General features: G+C 71.5%; 13 protein-coding genes. 7 read left to right on the forward strand and 6 right to left on the reverse strand.

From position 1 onward, the window contains the following. Nucleotides 1–201 precede the first annotated feature (201 nt). Nucleotides 202–990, forward strand: coding sequence for a ferritin-like domain-containing protein (locus ACQZOG_RS10380; protein ID WP_430741455.1), 789 nt, complete (start codon nucleotides 202–204; stop codon nucleotides 988–990). 18 nt (nucleotides 991–1,008) lie between these two features. On the opposite strand, the gene corA is transcribed toward ACQZOG_RS10380, so the two are convergent. Next, nucleotides 1,009–2,004: a magnesium/cobalt transporter CorA gene (gene corA / locus ACQZOG_RS10385; protein WP_033276711.1), complete on the reverse strand. Its 996-nt coding sequence runs from the start codon at nucleotides 2,002–2,004 to the stop codon at nucleotides 1,009–1,011. A gap of 107 nt (nucleotides 2,005–2,111) precedes the next feature. On the opposite strand from corA, the gene ACQZOG_RS10390 reads away from it, so the two are divergent. From ACQZOG_RS10390 to mshC, 4 genes are all read left to right on the forward strand, one after another. Next, complete coding sequence (locus ACQZOG_RS10390; protein ID WP_033276710.1) at nucleotides 2,112–2,798, forward strand: histidine phosphatase family protein; 687 nt, start codon at nucleotides 2,112–2,114, stop codon at nucleotides 2,796–2,798. Nucleotides 2,799–2,885: 87 nt separating this feature from the next. Further along, nucleotides 2,886–3,476, forward strand: coding sequence for a DUF3090 domain-containing protein (locus ACQZOG_RS10395; RefSeq protein WP_033276709.1), 591 nt, complete (start codon nucleotides 2,886–2,888; stop codon nucleotides 3,474–3,476). Next, a complete protein-coding gene (locus tag ACQZOG_RS10400) occupies nucleotides 3,440–4,273 on the forward strand; it encodes an SCO1664 family protein (protein WP_359519716.1) in 834 nt (277 codons plus the stop codon). The genes ACQZOG_RS10395 and ACQZOG_RS10400 overlap by 37 nt, the downstream gene beginning before the upstream one ends. A gap of 112 nt (nucleotides 4,274–4,385) precedes the next feature. Continuing rightward, the gene (gene mshC / locus ACQZOG_RS10405) at nucleotides 4,386–5,615 is read left to right on the forward strand and encodes a cysteine--1-D-myo-inosityl 2-amino-2-deoxy-alpha-D-glucopyranoside ligase (protein WP_033276707.1); all 1,230 of its coding nucleotides are present in this window, start codon (nucleotides 4,386–4,388) and stop codon (nucleotides 5,613–5,615) included. A gap of 118 nt (nucleotides 5,616–5,733) precedes the next feature. Here the strand turns inward: mshC and ACQZOG_RS10410 are convergent, their stop codons facing one another. From ACQZOG_RS10410 to ACQZOG_RS10430, 5 genes are all read right to left on the reverse strand, one after another. Beyond that, nucleotides 5,734–6,729 (reverse strand): PAC2 family protein, encoded by a 996-nt coding sequence (locus ACQZOG_RS10410; protein WP_033276706.1) that lies wholly within the window; start codon nucleotides 6,727–6,729, stop codon nucleotides 5,734–5,736. A gap of 224 nt (nucleotides 6,730–6,953) precedes the next feature. Continuing rightward, nucleotides 6,954–8,570 carry a glycerol-3-phosphate dehydrogenase/oxidase gene (locus ACQZOG_RS10415; protein ID WP_058915799.1) on the reverse strand — a complete coding sequence of 539 codons (1,617 nt, stop codon included), beginning with the start codon at nucleotides 8,568–8,570 and terminating at the stop codon, nucleotides 6,954–6,956. A gap of 7 nt (nucleotides 8,571–8,577) precedes the next feature. Then, nucleotides 8,578–10,116: a glycerol kinase GlpK gene (gene glpK / locus ACQZOG_RS10420; protein ID WP_033276704.1), complete on the reverse strand. Its 1,539-nt coding sequence runs from the start codon at nucleotides 10,114–10,116 to the stop codon at nucleotides 8,578–8,580. Nucleotides 10,117–10,199: 83 nt separating this feature from the next. After that, on the reverse strand, nucleotides 10,200–10,994 hold the full coding sequence (locus tag ACQZOG_RS10425; RefSeq protein WP_033276703.1) for an MIP/aquaporin family protein: 795 nt from the start codon (nucleotides 10,992–10,994) through the stop codon (nucleotides 10,200–10,202). A gap of 344 nt (nucleotides 10,995–11,338) precedes the next feature. Then, nucleotides 11,339–12,103: an IclR family transcriptional regulator gene (locus ACQZOG_RS10430; RefSeq protein ID WP_163084892.1), complete on the reverse strand. Its 765-nt coding sequence runs from the start codon at nucleotides 12,101–12,103 to the stop codon at nucleotides 11,339–11,341. 299 nt (nucleotides 12,104–12,402) lie between these two features. Between ACQZOG_RS10430 and metH the strand changes: the two genes are divergently transcribed. Beyond that, nucleotides 12,403–15,915 (forward strand): methionine synthase, encoded by a 3,513-nt coding sequence (gene metH, locus ACQZOG_RS10435; RefSeq protein ID WP_359519720.1) that lies wholly within the window; start codon nucleotides 12,403–12,405, stop codon nucleotides 15,913–15,915. A 176-nt stretch (nucleotides 15,916–16,091) separates the two neighbouring features. After that, entirely contained in the window at nucleotides 16,092–16,793 is a 702-nt protein-coding gene (locus ACQZOG_RS10440) for an HAD family hydrolase (RefSeq protein ID WP_033276700.1), read from the forward strand. Nucleotides 16,794–16,934 lie beyond the last annotated feature (141 nt).

Raw genomic sequence — 16,934 nt, forward strand, 5'->3', positions numbered from 1 at the left:
GCGCGCCCCACATCTCAGGCACACGCGCGCCCCCGCACGCGCGCGTACGGGTCCCCGACCGCCGCCCGGCGCGTACGCCGATTGGCGGACTTGTCCGCCGCACCTGTTGCCGCATCACCCCAGCCGCATTTGACTCCTTCTTTGCGACAACTGTGGACATGCGGACCGCGCGACCGCGGACGCCGCGGAGAGGTGGGCCCCATGCTGTCGGCGAAGAGCCTGTTCCAGGAGATCCTCGACCACGACGAGTCCTTCGCGCTGTTCTGCTCGATCGCGGCCAGCGGCGAGTCCCAGGGCGGCTGGGAGAACGCCCGCATCGCGGCGCTCGTACCCGAGTCGCAGCGCGATCTCGCCCCCAAGATCACCCGGCACGGCGCCGACGAGGACAAGCACGGCCGGATCTTCAACGCCCTGCTGAAGAAGCGCGGTCTGGAGCCCGTCCCGGTGCCTCCGGACACCGACTACACGATGCTCCTGGAGCGGAACGGCATCGGCCTGGCCCACGACAAGCTCGAGCGCGACGAGCCGCTCACCGTCCAGGACATCGTCACCTACCTCGCCCACAGCCGGGTCACCGAGCAGCGCGCCTCCGAGCAGATGGAGCTGCTGCGCAAGCACTTCGCCGACCACCCCGACCTCGGCCGAGCGGTGCGGATGATCTCCAACGACGAGGACAACCACCTCGCCTACTGCCACGAGGAGCTGCTCCGCTTCGCCTACGCCGGACACGGCCGCGCCATCCGGCGCACCCTGCGCGAGTGCGCGCTCGCCGAGATCCGGATCTACCGCGACGTCAGCCTCGCCGTGATGGCCCACATGGGCCGGATCCTCGGCTGGCCGAAGCCCAAGGCGGCGCTGCTCGCCGCCGGCATCCACGCCGTGTACCTGTACGAACGCCTCGGCGGCCGGCGCCGGATGGTCTCGCTGCGGATGCCCGAGCGGCGCAACGCGCTGGGCGGCCCCGCCACTCCGGAGCCGGAGGCGGCCTGACCGCCCCGCGGCCGTCCGCTACAGCCACCCCCGGCGTTTGAAGGTGCGGAACAGCACCACCTCCAGCGCGGCCATCAACGCGATCACCACCGGGTACGACCACGTCCAGTGCAGCTCGGGCATGTGCTCGAAGTTCATGCCGTAGATCCCCGCGATCATCGTGGGCACCACGGCCATCGCCGCCCACGCGGAGATCTTGCGCATGTCGTCGTTCTGCTGGACGCCGACCTGCGCCAGATGCGCCGACAGCACGTCCGACACCAGCCGGTCCAGGCCCTCCACCGACTCGTTGACGCGGGTGAGGTGGTCGTGGACGTCACGGAAGTACGGCCGCGCGCCCTCCTCCACGAACGGCGCCCGCGACCCCGACCCGCCGGCCCCCGCCAGCCGGGCCATGGGCGCCGTCAGCGGCACCGTCGCCCGGCGGAACTCCAGGATCTGCCGCTTGAAGCCGTAGATCCGGGACGCCGTGTGCCGCGAGCCGCCCGCGTCGGGGGTGAAGACCTCCGTCTCCAGCTCCTCCAGGTCGGTCTGCAGCTCGGTCGCCACCTCCAGGTAGTGGTCGACCACGGCGTCGGCGACCCCGTACAGCACCGCCGTCGCCCCCTCCCGATGGAGCTCGGGCTCCCGCTCCAGCCGCTCCCGTACCGCGTCCAGCGGGGCGCCCCGACCGTGCCGCACGCTCACCGCGAACGAGTCGCCGAGAAAGATCATGATCTCGCCGGAGGACACCGTGTCGCTGTCCGGCTCGTACACCACCGGCTTCAGGACCACGAAGACCGAGTCGTCGTAGACCTCCAGCTTGGGCCGCTGATGCGCCTTGAGGGCGTCCTCCACGGCCAGCGGATGCAGCCCGAACTCCCGCGCGACCAGGTCGAACTCCTCGGCCGTCGGCTCGTGCAGCCCGATCCAGACGAAACCTCCCGCCGACCGTGCCTGCTCCAGTGCGTCGGAGAAGTCCTGGGACCCCTCCGACCTGTGCCCCTCCCGGTAGACGCCACAGTCGACGATCACGAAGCATGTCCTCCCGTCCCGGCAGTCGGTCTGCCGTCCCGTATCCGTCCCGCTGTCGTCCTCATGCCCCGGTTCCCGCACACGCCCGTACGCCTACCCTGGGCGGCATGCCCACGTTGCTCCTGGTCCGGCACGGACGATCCACCGCCAACACCGAGGGACTGCTCGCCGGCTGGACGCCCGGCGTGCACCTCGACGACCGCGGCACCGCGCAGGCCGCCGCACTGCCCGGACGGCTCGCCCCGCTGCCGCTGGCCGAGGTCGTCACCAGCCCGCTCGACCGCTGCCGGGAGACCGTCGCCCCGCTGCTCCAGGCCCGCCCCGGCCTCGCCCACCACACCGACGAACGCATCGGCGAGTGCCACTACGGCGACTGGACCGGACGCAAGCTCGCCGAGCTCAAGGACGAGCCGCTCATGGAGGTCGTGCAGGCGCACCCGTCCGCCGCGGCCTTCCCCGGCGGGGAGTCCATGCGCGCCATGCAGACGCGCGCCGCCGAAGCGGTGCGCGAGTGGAACGCGCGCGTGGAGCGCGACCACGGACCCGACGCCGTGTACCTGATGTGCTCGCACGGCGACATCATCAAGTCCCTGGTGGCGGACGCCCTCGGACTTCATCTCGACCTCTTCCAGCGGATCTCCGTCGAACCGTGTTCCATCACCGCGATCCGTTACACCCGGCTGCGCCCCTTTCTCCTCCGGCTCGGCGACACCGGCGACTTCGCGTCCCTGGCGCCGCGCGAGGAGCCGCCGGCCGGCGACGCCACCGTGGGGGGCGACGCGGGCGCACCGTGATCGTTCCCCGCAGTAGGGTGAAGCGACCGCAGAGTTGCGCTGCGATCCACCCACCGCCCGTTCCCCGACTCTCAATGGAGACAGGACGTGTCCCGTCAGGTGTTCCTCTACGACCAACCGGAACGTTTCGTGGCCGGCACGGTCGGACTGCCAGGGCGCCGTACGTTCTTCCTCCAGGCCACCGCCGGCTCCCGGGTGACCAGCGTGGCCCTGGAGAAGACCCAGGTCGCGGCGCTCGCCGAGCGGATGGACGAGCTGCTCGACGAGGTGGTGCGCCGCAGCGGCGGCAGCGCGGCGGTGCCCGCCATGGCGCCGACCGAGATCACCGACACCGCGCCGCTGGACACCCCCGTGGAGGAGGAGTTCCGCGTCGGCACCATGGCGCTCGCCTGGGACGGCGAGGAGCAGCGCATGATCGTGGAGGCGCAGGCGCTCGTCGAACTGGACGCCGACTCCGACGAGGACCTCGCCGAGGCGGAGGAGCGGCTGCTCCAGGACGAGGAGAACGGCCCGCCGATGCTCCGCGTCATGCTCACCGGCGCACAGGCACGGGCCTTCGCCAAGCGCGCCCTGGACGTCGTCAACGCGGGGCGGCCGCCGTGCCCGCTGTGCAGCCTCCCGCTCGACCCGGAAGGACACGTATGTCCGCGCCAGAACGGATACCGCCGCGGAGCGTGACCGCCACCGACCCGGCCGCGGCCGAGCTGCTCGCCCGCGGCGAGCTCACCGTGCGCGGACGCATCCGTGAGGCGTCGAACGCCGCGCTGTACTGCACCGTCACCCACGAGGACCGCGAAGCGGCCTGCGTCTACAAACCCGTCGCGGGGGAGCGGCCCCTGTGGGACTTCCCCGACGGCACCCTGGCCGGGCGCGAGGCCGCCGCGTACGAGGTGTCCCGGGCGACCGGCTGGGACCTGGTGCCGCCCACCGTGCTGCGCGACGGCCCGTACGGCGAGGGCATGTGCCAGCTGTGGATCGAGACCGCGCCCGGCGCCGAACTGCTCGCCCTGGTGGACGGCGACGAGCCGGAGCCGGGCTGGAAGGCGATCGGCCTCGCCGAGGCCGGCGAGGGCCGCACCGCGCTGCTGGTGCACGCCGACGACGACCGGCTGCGCCGCCTCTCCGTGCTCGACGCGGTGATCAACAACGCCGACCGCAAGGGCGGACACCTGCTGCCCACGGCCGACGGCCGCCTCTACGGCATCGACCACGGGGTCACCTTCAACACCGAGAACAAGCTGCGCACGCTCCTGTGGGGCTGGGCGGGGGAGCCGTTGCCCGAGGAGGCCCTGGACGTCCTCAAGGGCCTCAGGGACGCCCTCACGCCCTCCGGGCCGCTCACCACGGCCCTGACCCCGCTGATCACCCCCGCCGAGATCGACGCCACCCGCGCCCGCGTGGACGCCCTGCTCACCTCGGGCACCCACCCGGAACCGGGCACCGACTGGCCCGCCATCCCCTGGCCGCCGGTCTGACCGTGACGGAGGCCGGTGAGGCACACGGCGCGGCGACGCGCAAGAACGCCTCCCCGGCCATACGGCCCGTTCCGGTTCGTATCCGGAACCGCGGTCCGGTTAGGCTCGTGACATGCATGCCTGGCCCGCTTCCGAAGTCCCCGCCCTGCCCGGTCAGGGCCGCGACCTGAGGATCCACGACACCGCGACCGACGGTCCTGTCACCCTCGACCCCGGCCCCGTCGCCCGTCTCTACGTCTGCGGCATCACGCCCTACGACGCCACCCACATCGGACACGCGGCGACCTACAACGCGTTCGACCTGGTGCAGCGCGTGTGGCTCGACAACAAGCGGCAGGTTCACTACGTCCAGAACGTCACCGACGTCGACGACCCGCTGCTGGAGCGGGCCGAGCGCGACGGCGTCGACTGGACCGCGCTCGCCGAGCAGGAGACCGCCCTGTTCCGCGAGGACATGACGGCCCTGCGGATGCTGCCGCCCCGGCACTACATAGGCGCGGTCGAGGCCATACCCGGCATCGTCCCGATCGTCGAGCGGCTCCGTGAGCTCGGCGCCACCTACGAGATCGACGGCGACATCTACTTCTCCGTCGAGTCCGACCGGCACTTCGGCCAGGTCTCCCGCCTGGACGCGGCCGCCATGCGGATGCTGTCCGCCGAACGCGGCGGCGACCCGGACCGCCCGGGCAAGAAGAACCCCGTCGACCCGATGCTCTGGATGGCCGCCCGCGAGGGCGAGCCGAGCTGGGACGGCGGCTCGCTCGGCCGCGGCCGGCCCGGCTGGCACATCGAGTGCGTGGCCATCGCCCTCGATCACCTGGGCATGACCTTCGACATCCAGGGCGGCGGCTCCGACCTCGTCTTCCCGCACCACGAGATGGGCGCCTCGCACGCCCAGGTGCTCACCGGCGAGTACCCGATGGCCAAGGCGTACGTGCACGCCGGCATGGTCGCCCTGCACGGCGAGAAGATGTCCAAGTCCAAGGGCAACCTGGTCTTCGTCTCCCAGCTGCGGCGGGAGGGCGTCGACCCGGCGGCGATCCGCCTGGCGCTCCTCGCCCATCACTACCGCTCCGACTGGGAGTGGACCGACCAGGTCCTCCAGGACGCCGTGACCCGCCTCGACCACTGGCGCGCCGCGGTCTCCCGCCCCGACGGCCCGCCCGCCGAGGCGCTCGTCGAGGAGATCCGCGACGCCCTCGCGGACGACCTGAACGCCCCGGCCGCGCTCGCCGCGGTGGACCGCTGGACGGTCCTCCAGGAACAGCAGGGCGGCACCGACCCCGGCGCCCCGGGCATCGTCTCCCGAGCCGTGGACGCATTGCTGGGAGTCGCCCTCTAGGGAAACGCCCTGAAGGGGCGCGGGGAACTGCGCGACCAGCCACAACGGCGCCGCACCCGACGAAGAACAGTGAAAAGGGGCCCCGTTTCCCAGAAACGGGGCCCCTCTTCACGTCACGTCACTCCTCGGACGACTCGTCGCCGTCCTGATCCGCCTCCCGGCGAGGCGGCTTGGACGGCCGGGACCGTCCCGGCCCGTCCCGCCGGTACGACGGCCCGCCGTCGCCCCCCTCGGCGGTGGCATGACCGCCCGGCGGCCCGGGCGGACCCGACGCCCCGTCACGCCGCCGCAGATACCGCTCGAACTCCCGGGCGATCGCCTCACCGGACGCCTCCGGCAGCTCGGCGGTGTCCCGCGCCTCCTCCAGCGTCTGCACGTACTCGGCGACCTCGCTGTCCTCCGCGGCCAGCTGGTCCACGCCCACCTGCCAGGCGCGCGCGTCCTCGGGCAGCTCGCCCAGCGGGATGCGCACGTCGATCAGGTCCTCGAGCCGGTTCAGCAGCGCCAGCGTCGCCTTCGGGTTGGGCGGCTGCGACACGTAGTGCGGGACGGCCGCCCACAGCGACACCGCGGGCACGCCCGCGTGCGTGCACGCCTCCTGGAGGATGCCGACGATGCCCGTGGGACCCTCGTACTTGGTCTCCTCGAGATCCATGCGGCGGGCCAGGTCCGGGTCGGACGTGGTCCCGCTGATCGGGACCGGACGGGTGTGCGGGGTGTCACCGAGCAGCGCGCCCAGCACCACCACCAGCTCCACGCCCAGCTCGTGGGCGAAGCCGAGGATCTCGTTGCAGAACGAGCGCCAGCGCATGGACGGTTCGATGCCGCGCACCAGCACCAGGTCGCGCGGTTTCTCGCCGCCCACCCTGACCACCGACAGCCGCGTCGTCGGCCAGGTGATCTTCCGCACGCCGTTCTCCAGGAACACCGTGGGGCGGTTGACCTGGAAGTCGTAGTAGTCCTCGGCGTCGAGCGCCGCGAACACCTCGCCCTTCCACTCCCTGTCCAGATGCGCGACCGCGGTGGAAGCGGCGTCACCGGCGTCGTTCCAGCCCTCGAACGCGGCCACCATGACCGGGTCGATCAGCTCGGGAACCCCCTCGAGCTCGATCACCCAGCGCCTCCTTCCGACGTGCCCTCGCGTACGCACCAACCTTACGGCGTGTCCGCGGGGGCTCCCGCAGCTCCCCGCACAAGGGGAGTGCCCCATCACTGCCCCGCACGGCGGCGGGAAACACCCCGCGCGGCGGACCGCGGAACGCGGTGAGGGGCGGCCCGTCGGCGCGGGCCGCCCCTCACCGCGCCGGCTCCCGTGCGGGGGAGCCGGCGCGGGCGCCGTCACTTCTTGCCGAGCAGCTCCTGCACGTCCGCCCGGACCTCGTCCGTGGCCAGGCCGCGGATGGTCAGGGTGGTGCGGCGGCGCAGCACGTCGTCGGCCGTCTCGGCCCACTCGTGGTCCCGGGCCCACACGACCTGGGCCCAGATCTCCGGCGCGTCCGGGTGGACACGGCGGGCCAGCGCCGGGTCCTCGTTCGCTAGCCGGGCGATGTCGAACGCCAGCGACCCGTAGTGGGTGGCCAGGTGCCGGGCGGTGTCCGCGGCCATGCGCGGGCCGGGCGCCGGGCCGTCCACCAGCAGGCGGTGGGCGACGGCACGCGGGTTGGCCACACCCGGCAGCGGCAGCTTCTTCGGCAGCGCGCCGATCGGCTCGAAGTCCTCGCCCAGCGGGTGGCCGGGCAGCTCCTGGAGCTTGCGCATCACCGTGCGGCCGATGTGGCGGAACGTGGTCCACTTGCCGCCCGCGACGGACAGCATCCCGCCGCGGCCCTCGGTGACCACCGTCTCCCGCTTGGCCTTGGCCGTGTCGCCGGGACCGCCCGGCAGCACCCGCAGACCGGCGAAGGAGTACGTGATCAGGTCACGGTCGAGCTGCTGGTCGCGGATGGAGAACGCGGCCTCGTCGAGTATCTGCGCGATGTCCTTCTCGTTCACCGCGACGTCCGCCGGGTCGCCCTCGTACTCCTCGTCGGTGGTGCCGAGCAGCAGCATGTCCTCCCAGGGGAGGGCGAAGGTGATCCGGTACTTGTCGATCGGCGTGGCCAGCGCGGCCTTCCACGGGGCGGTGCGCTTCAGGACCAGGTGCGCGCCCTTCGACAGCCGGATGGACGGAGCGGCGTCCGGGTCCTCCATGCGCCGCAGGTGGTCCACCCACGGGCCGGTGGCGTTCAGCACCAGGCGGGCGTTGACGCCGAACTCGTCGCCGGAGAGACGGTCGCGCAGCTCGGCGCCGGTGACCCGGCCCTTGGTGAAGCGCAGGCCCGTCACCTCGGCGTGGTTGAGGACGACCGCGCCCGAGTCGGCGGCCGCGCGGACCGTCATCAGCGCCATGCGCGCGTCGTTCATCTGGTCGTCGCCGTACACGGCCACGGCCTTGAGGTTGTCGGTGCGCAGCTCCGGCACGTCCTGCGCGGCCTTCGCCGGCGACAGCAGGTGGCCCACACCGTCACCGAAGGCCGACAGCGCCGAGTAGGCGAAGACGCCGGCCCCGAGCTTCGCCGCGCCGTGCGGCCCGCCCTTGTACACGGGGAGGTAGAACGTGAGCGGGTTCGCCAGGTGGGGGGCCACCTGGCGGGAGACCGCACGGCGCTCGAAGTGGTTCTCCGCCACCAGCTTCACCGCGCCGGTCTGCAGGTAGCGCAGACCGCCGTGGAGCAGCTTGGAGGAGGCGGAGGAGGTGGCTCCGGCGAAGTCACCGGCGTCCACCAGAGCCACCCTGAGACCGGACTGCGCGGCGTGCCAGGCCGTGGAGATGCCCAGGATGCCGCCGCCGATGACGAGGAGGTCGTACGACGCCTTGGAGAGCTGCTCCCGGGTCTCGGCACGGCTCGGGTTCGGGCCGGACGCCGGGTGCGTCCCCAGGGCAGGTACGGACTGCAGGGTGGCTTGGGTGGTCATGGCGGTTCTACTCCTCGTCCTCGAGCCAGCCCATGGTCCGCTCGACGGCCTTGAGCCAGCTCTTGTACTCACGGTCGCGGGTGTCCGCGTCCATGCGGGGGGTCCACTCGGCGGCCCTGCGCCAGTTGGCGCGCAGGTCGTCGGTGCTGTTCCAGAAGCCGACGGCCAGGCCGGCGGCGTAGGCGGCGCCGAGGCAGGTGGTCTCGGCGACCATCGGGCGCACCACGGGGGCGTCCACGAAGTCGGCGAGGGTCTGCATCAGCAGGTTGTTGGAGGTCATGCCGCCGTCGACCTTGAGGGCGGCGAGCTCCACGCCGGAGTCCTTCGTCATGGCGTCGGCGATCTCCCGCGTCTGCCAGGCGGTGGCCTCCAGGACGGCGCGCGCGAGGTGCGCCTTGGTGACGTACCGGGTGAGGCCGGCGATCACACCGCGGGCGTCGGAGCGCCAGTACGGGGCGAACAGGCCGGAGAAGGCCGGCACGAAGTAGGCGCCGCCGTTGTCCTCGACGGACAGCGCCAGGGTCTCGATCTCGGCGGCGGTGGAGATCAGGCCCATCTGGTCGCGCATCCACTGCACCAGCGAACCGGTGACGGCGATCGAGCCCTCCAGGGCGTAGACCGTGTCCTGGTCGCCGATCTTGTAGCCGACCGTGGTCAGCAGACCGCTGTAGGAGTTGATGATCTTGTCGCCGGTGTTCATCACCATGAAGGTGCCGGTGCCGTAGGTCGACTTGGTCTCGCCCTCGGCGAAGCAGGTCTGGCCGAACAGCGCCGCCTGCTGGTCGCCGAGCGCCGAGGCGACCGGGATGCCGCCGAGCAGGTCGCCCAGCTTGCCGCCCTTGATCTCGCCGTAGACCTCGGCGGAGGACCGGATCTCCGGCAGCATCGGCGTCGGGACGCCGATCGACTCGGCGATCTTCGCGTCCCACTGCATCGTGTGCAGGTTCATCAGCATGGTGCGGGAGGCGTTGGTGACGTCGGTGACGTGCCGGCCGCCGTCCGTTCCGCCCGTAAGGTTCCAGATGACCCATGTGTCCATGGTGCCGAAAAGAATGTCGCCCGCCTCCGCACGCTCCTTCAGACCCTCGACGTTGTCGAGCAGCCAGCGCGCCTTGGGACCGGCGAAATAGGAGGCCAGGGGCAGGCCGGTCTCGCGGCGGAAGCGGTCCTGGCCGACGTTGCGGCCCAGCTCACGGCAGAGGGCGTCGGTGCGGGTGTCCTGCCAGACGATCGCGTTGTGGACCGGCTCACCGGTGTTCTTGTCCCACAGCACGGTGGTCTCGCGCTGGTTGGTGATGCCGATGGCCTTGATGTCGTCCCGGGTGATGCCGGCCTTGGCGACGGCGCCGGCGACCACCTCCTGGACGTTCGCCCAGATCTCGGTGGCGTCGTGCTCCACCCAGCCGGGCTTGGGGAAGATCTGCTCGTGCTCCTTCTGGTCGACGGAGACGATGCGCCCGTCGCGGTCGAAGACGATGCAGCGGGACGAGGTGGTGCCCTGGTCGATCGCGGCGATGAACGGGCCGGCGGTGTGGGCGTCGGTCACGGTGTGCTCCTGAACGTTCCTTGGTTACGGGGCAGTGGGTACGGCGCTTCTACAACGATCGCGGTGCGAGGCGATGCGGTCATCTATGCGAAGGCGACGTTGTAGACGCCGGCCGCGATGGCGCCGCCGATCAGCGGACCGGCCACCGGGACCCAGGCGTACGACCAGTCGGAGCCGCCCTTGTTGGGCAGCGGCAGCAGGGCGTGGACGATGCGCGGGCCGAGGTCACGGGCGGGGTTGATGGCGTAACCGGTCGGGCCGCCGAGCGACAGACCGATCGAGACGACCACGAGCGCCGTGATCAGACCGCCCAGTGCGCCGAGGCCGTTGCCCGCGTCGTTCAGGCCCTGCGTCAGGATGGCGAGCAGCAGCACGAAGGTGCCGATGATCTCCGTGGCGAGGTTCTGCACCGTGTGCCGGATCTCCGGACCCGTGGAGAAGACGCCGAGCACCGGGCCCGCGCCCTTCTCCTGCGCCTCGACGGCCTTGGCGGACGTCGTCTGGGCGCCCGGACCGCCGACGATCTCCTTGTCGGTCAGGTGGGCCTGGAACTGGCCGTAGTACGCCAGCCACACCAGCGTGGCGCCGATCATCGCGCCGAGGATCTGCGCGGCGAAGTAGGTCGGAACGTTGGCCCACCCGCCGTCCTTGATGGCGAGCGCGAGGGTCACGGCCGGGTTCAGATGGGCGCCGGAGATCGGCCCGGCTATGTAGGCGCCCGTCAGGACGGCGAAGCCCCAGCCGAAGGCGATGGCGAGCCAGCCGGCGTTACGGGCCTTGGAGGCCTTGAGCGTCACGGCGGCACACACACCGCCGCCGAGCAGGATGAGTATGGCGGTACCGATGGTCTCGCCGATGAAGATGTCGGAGCTGGACACCCGCGACTCCTTTGTCCTTCGTCCAGGGAAGCCGACCCCCGGGTCCCTCCGGGGATTGGCGCCCTCAGGGGTGAGAGCGTTGCCGGCCCTTGGCGTTGTCCCACTCTAGCGCGTATTGCCGGTAGGTGTTCGACAATGCCGACCGATGGACGGGAGTCTTGTCCGGCCCCGGAGATGCGTCAAGAGTCTCGGTTGTCGAAAAGTGCGATCGTTACTGATCGCCAGGCCTGCCGGATCGGACCGATCACTGCCCGTCTTCGTACGGGTACATGCCTGGACCCCGGCCCGCCCTCAGGCGTCCGGGTGCTGTGCCGTCCGGTGCCCGGCGTGCGGCCGGAGCCCGCTCAGAAGCGTGCGGCGCCCAGGTCCCGGGACACCGCGCGGGCGCAGTCCCGCACCGCCGCGATCAGCTCGGGCCGCAGCTCGCCGTCCTTGCGCAGCCGCTCCACCGCGCCCGTGATGCCGACCGCCCCGACCGGCATGCGCCGCCGGTCGTGGATGGGCGCGGCGAGCGAGGCCACGCCCTCCCAGGTCTCCTCCACGTCCGCCGCGTAGCCCCGCGCGCGGGTGAGGTCGAGGATCCCCTCGAAGGCCTCGACGTCGCACACCGTGCGGTCGGTGAACGCCTTGCGGTCGGCCTCCACGGCCTCGCTGTGCGCGACCGGGTCGTAGGCCGCCAGCACCTTGCCCAGGGCCGTGGAGTGCAGCGGCTGCATGGCGCCGATCTCCAGCACCTGCCGGCTGTCGTCGGGCCGGAACACGTGGTGCACGATCAGCACGCCCTGCTGGTGCAGCACCCCGAGGTGGACGCTCTCCCCGCTGGAGCGGGCCAGGTCGTCCGTCCACACCAGGGCGCGGGCCCGCAGCTCGTGCACGTCCAGGTAGGTGGTGCCCAGGCGCAGCAGCTCGGCGCCCAGCTGGTAGCGGCCGGAGGCCTCGTCCTGCTCCACGAACCCCTCCTGCTGGAGCGTGCGCAGGATGCCGTGGGCGGTGCCCTTGGCGAGGCCCAGCGAGGAGGCGATGTCCGAGAGGCCGAGCCGTCGCTCACCGCCCGCGAGCAGGCGCAGCATCGCTGCCGCCCGTTCGAGCGACTGGATGTTCCGTGCCATCGCCGTACTGCCTCCGTCCCCTTCGAGCGCCGACTCGCGACGTCGCTGCCGCTGTTCGGCAATGCCGAACACTACCGGTCGATGCCGACCCTCCGCTAATGGTCGGTGATGATCGGTCGCGTCTCCCCGCCCCCGACCGTCGCCCGTCGGCCATCTTCGTCCGGCCCGTGGACGCCCCCGACGCCAGGGGGCGGTCCCGGATACCCTGACGGCGTGCGCCCTGCCGGGGAAGCTCGAACAGGTGGTTTTTCCGGGCAGCCGCAAAGCCGACAGCCGTCGCACCTGAGGGAGCCCCTTTCATGGCCTCGTTGCCGCTGACCCCTTCCGCCGACAGCCGGACCCGTGTGTCCGCGCTCCGAGAGGCCCTGGCCACCCGTGTGGTGGTCGCCGACGGAGCGATGGGCACGATGCTCCAGGCCCAGGACCCCACCCTCGAGGACTTCCAGAACCTCGAGGGCTGCAACGAGATCCTGAACCTGACCCGACCGGACATCGTCCGTTCGGTCCATGCGGAGTACTTCGCCGCGGGCGTCGACTGCGTCGAGACGAACACGTTCGGCGCCAACCTCACCGCATTGGGCGAATACGACATCCCCGAGCGCGTGCTCGAACTGTCCGAGGCGGGCGCCCGCATCGCCCGCGAGACGGCCGACGAGTTCACCGGCCGCGACGGCCGGCCGCGCTGGGTGCTGGGCTCCATGGGCCCGGGCACCAAGCTGCCGACTCTCGGCCACACCACGTTCGGCGCCATCCGCGACGCCTACCAGCAGAACGCGGAGGGCCTGATCGCCGGCGGCGCCGACGCGCTGCTCGTGGAGACGACGCAGGACCTGCTGCAGACCAAGGCGTCCGTCATCGCCGCCCGCCGCGCCATGGAGGCCGTCGGCCTCGAGGTGCCGCTGATCGTGTCGGTGACGGTGGAGACCACCGGCACCATGCTGCTCGGCTCGGAGATCGGCGCGGCGCTGACCGCGCTGGAGCCGCTGGGCATCGACATGGTCGGCCTGAACTGTGCGACCGGTCCCGCCGAGATGAGTGAGCACCTGCGCTACCTGGCGCGCCACTCCCGCGTCCCCCTGTCGTGCATGCCGAACGCGGGCCTGCCCGAGCTGACCAAGGACGGCGCCCGCTACCCGCTGACCGCGCCGGAGCTGGCGGACGCGCAGGAGACGTTCGTCCAGGAGTACGGGCTGTCGCTGGTGGGTGGCTGCTGCGGCACCACGCCGGAGCATCTGCGGCAGCTGGTGGAGCGGGTGCGGGAGCTGGCCCCCGCGGAGCGTGATCCGCGTCCGGAGCCGGGTGCGGCGTCGCTCTACCAGAGTGTGCCGTTCCGGCAGGACACCTCGTACCTGGCGATCGGTGAGCGGACGAACGCGAACGGGTCGAAGAAGTTCCGTGAGGCCATGCTGGAGGGCCGCTGGGACGACTGTGTGGAGATGGCACGGGACCAGATCCGCGAGGGCGCGCACATGCTGGACCTGTGCGTGGACTACGTGGGCCGGGACGGTGTGGCGGACATGCGGGAGCTGGCGGGCCGGTTCGCGACCGCCTCGACGCTGCCGATCGTGCTGGACTCCACCGAGGTGGACGTGATCCGGGCCGGGCTGGAGAAGCTCGGCGGCCGCGCCGTGATCAACTCGGTGAACTACGAGGACGGCGACGGTCCCGAGTCCCGCTTCGCCCGGGTGACGGCGCTGGCGCGGGAGCACGGTGCGGCGCTGATCGCGCTGACCATCGACGAGGAGGGCCAGGCGCGGACGGCGGAGAAGAAGGTCGAGATCGCCGAACGCCTGATCGCGGACCTGACCGGGAACTGGGGCATCCACGAGTCCGACATCCTCGTGGACTGTCTGACCTTCACGATCTGCACCGGCCAGGAGGAGTCCCGGGGCGACGGCGTCGCCACGATCGAGGGCATTCGTGAGCTGAAGCGACGCCACCCGGACGTGCAGACCACCCTGGGGTTGTCGAACATCTCCTTCGGCCTGAACCCGGCCGCCCGCATCCTGCTCAACAGCGTGTTCCTGGACGAGTGCGTCAAGGCGGGCCTGGACTCGGCGATCGTGCACGCCTCGAAGATCCTCCCCATCGCCCGCTTCAGCGAGGAAGAGGTCCAAACCGCCCTCGACCTGATCTACGACCGGCGCTCGGAGGGCTACGACCCGCTGCAGAAGCTGATGCAGCTGTTCGAGGGGGCGACGGCCAAGTCGCTGAAGGCGGGCAAGGCCGAGGAGCTCGCGGCGCTGCCGCTGGACGAGCGGCTCAAGCGCCGCATCATCGACGGCGAGCGCAACGGCCTCGAGGCCGACCTGGACGAGGCGCTTCAGACGCGTCGGGCGCTGGACATCGTCAACGACACCCTGCTGGACGGCATGAAGGTGGTCGGTGAGCTGTTCGGGTCGGGGCAGATGCAGCTGCCGTTCGTGCTGCAGTCGGCCGAGGTGATGAAGACGGCGGTGGCTCATCTGGAGCCGCACATGGAGAAGACCGACGAGGCCGGCAAGGGCACGATCGTGCTGGCCACGGTGCGCGGCGACGTCCACGACATCGGCAAGAACCTCGTCGACATCATCCTGTCGAACAACGGCTACAACGTGGTCAACCTCGGCATCAAGCAGCCGGTCTCGGCGATCCTGGAGGCCGCGGACGAGCACAAGGCCGATGTGATCGGCATGTCGGGTCTGCTGGTGAAGTCCACGGTGATCATGAAGGAGAACCTGGAGGAGCTCAACCAGCGCGGCCTGGCCGCCGACTACCCGGTCATCCTGGGCGGCGCCGCCCTCACCCGCGCCTACGTCGAGCAGGACCTGCACGAGATCTACCAGGGCGAGGTCCGCTACGCCCGCGACGCGTTCGAGGGCCTGCGCCTGATGGACGCGCTGATCGGCATCAAGCGCGGCGTTCCGGGCGTGACACTGCCGGAGCTGAAGCAGCGGCGGGTGCGCGCGGCGACCGTGGAGGTCGAGGAGCGTCCCGAGGAGGGCAGCGTCCGCTCCGACGTCGCCACCGACAACCCCGTCCCCACCCCGCCGTTCCGCGGCACCCGCGTCGTCAAGGGCATCCAGCTCAAGGAGTACGCCTCCTGGCTCGACGAGGGCGCGCTGTTCAAGGGCCAGTGGGGTCTGAAGCAGGCCCGCACGGGCGACGGCCCCACCTACGAGGAACTGGTGGAGACCGAGGGCCGGCCGCGGCTGCGCGGCCTGCTGGACCGGCTCCAGACGGAGAACCTGCTGGAGGCGGCCGTGGTCTACGGCTACTTCCCCTGCGTCTCCAAGGACGACGACCTGATCGTCCTGGACGAGGAGGGCAACGAGCGCACCCGCTTCACCTTCCCGCGCCAGCGCCGCGGCCGCCGTCTGTGCCTGGCCGACTTCTTCCGCCCGGAGGAGTCCGGCGAGACCGACGTCGTCGGGTTCCAGGTCGTCACCGTGGGCTCCCGGATCGGCGAGGAGACCGCCCGGCTGTTCGAGGCCAACGCCTACCGCGAGTACCTCGAGCTGCACGGCCTGTCCGTCCAGCTCGCCGAGGCCCTCGCCGAGTACTGGCACGCCCGCGTCCGCTCCGAGCTCGGCTTCGCGGGCGAGGACCCCGACGCCATGGAGGACATGTTCGCCCTGAAGTACCGGGGCGCCCGCTTCTCCCTCGGCTACGGCGCCTGCCCCGACCTGGAGGACCGCGCCAAGATCGCGGACCTGCTGCAGCCGGAACGCATCGGCGTGCAGCTCTCCGAGGAGTTCCAGCTCCATCCCGAGCAGTCCACGGACGCCATCGTGATCCACCACCCGGAGGCGAAGTACTTCAACGCCCGCTGAGCCGGGCTGGCGACGCCCGCCGAGCCGGTCCGGCGAAGCCCGCCGGGCCCCGCGCGGCCGCCGCCCCGGAGGCCGCACCAGGCACTTCCGGCGCGCACGACGTACACTGGTCGGTCCACCGCAGGCCGGTTCCCTTCGTGGGAACCGGCCTGATCGTCCCTTCAGGAGGTATGTGGATGACCAGTACGGTCCCCGCGCTCGGAACCCTTACGGCCGAAGGCTCGGCCCTCCAGGCCGTGCTCCTCGACATGGACGGCACCCTGGTGGACACCGAGGGCTTCTGGTGGGACGTCGAGACCGAGGTCTTCGCGTCCCTCGGGCACACCCTCGACGACGCCTGGCGCCACATCGTGGTCGGCGGCCCCATGACCCGCAGCGCGGGCTTCCTGATCGAGGCGACCGGGGCCGACATCGGCCTCGACGAGCTCACGGTCCGGCTCAACGACGCCTTCGAGAGCCGCATCGACCACGCCCTGCCGCTGATGCCGGGCGCCGCGCGGCTGCTCGCCGAGCTGGCCGAGCACGAGATCCCGACGGCGCTCGTCTCCGCCTCGCACCGGCGCATCATCGACCGGGTGCTGCCCGTCCTGGGCGCCGAGTACTTCGCCCTGTCCGTCGCAGGCGACGAGGTGCCGCGCACCAAGCCGCACCCCGACCCCTACCTCGCGGCGGCCGCCGGGCTCGGCGCCGACCCGGTGCGCTGCGCGGTCGTCGAGGACACGGTCACCGGCGTCACCGCCGCCGAGGCCGCAGGCTGCCAGGTCGTCGCGGTGCCCTCCGTGGGGCCCATCACCCCGGCCGCCCGGCGCACGGTCGTCCCGTCGCTGGACGTCGTGGACCTGCCGTTCCTGCGCGGTCTGATGACAGACCTGCGCTGACCGCTCACGCGGTGTGCACCGCCGCCGGAACCGGCATGCGCGGCGCTCCGTCCAGGGGCCGTTCCGTCCGAGCCGTCCGCATGCGTTTCCGGCCGCCGGTGGCCGAATCCGCGGGGTCACCGAGCCACTTTTCACACGTGA

The organism is Streptomyces sp. P13-3-3 (genome assembly GCF_050571355.1).
GTDB lineage: Bacteria > Actinomycetota > Actinomycetes > Streptomycetales > Streptomycetaceae > Streptomyces > Streptomyces althioticus.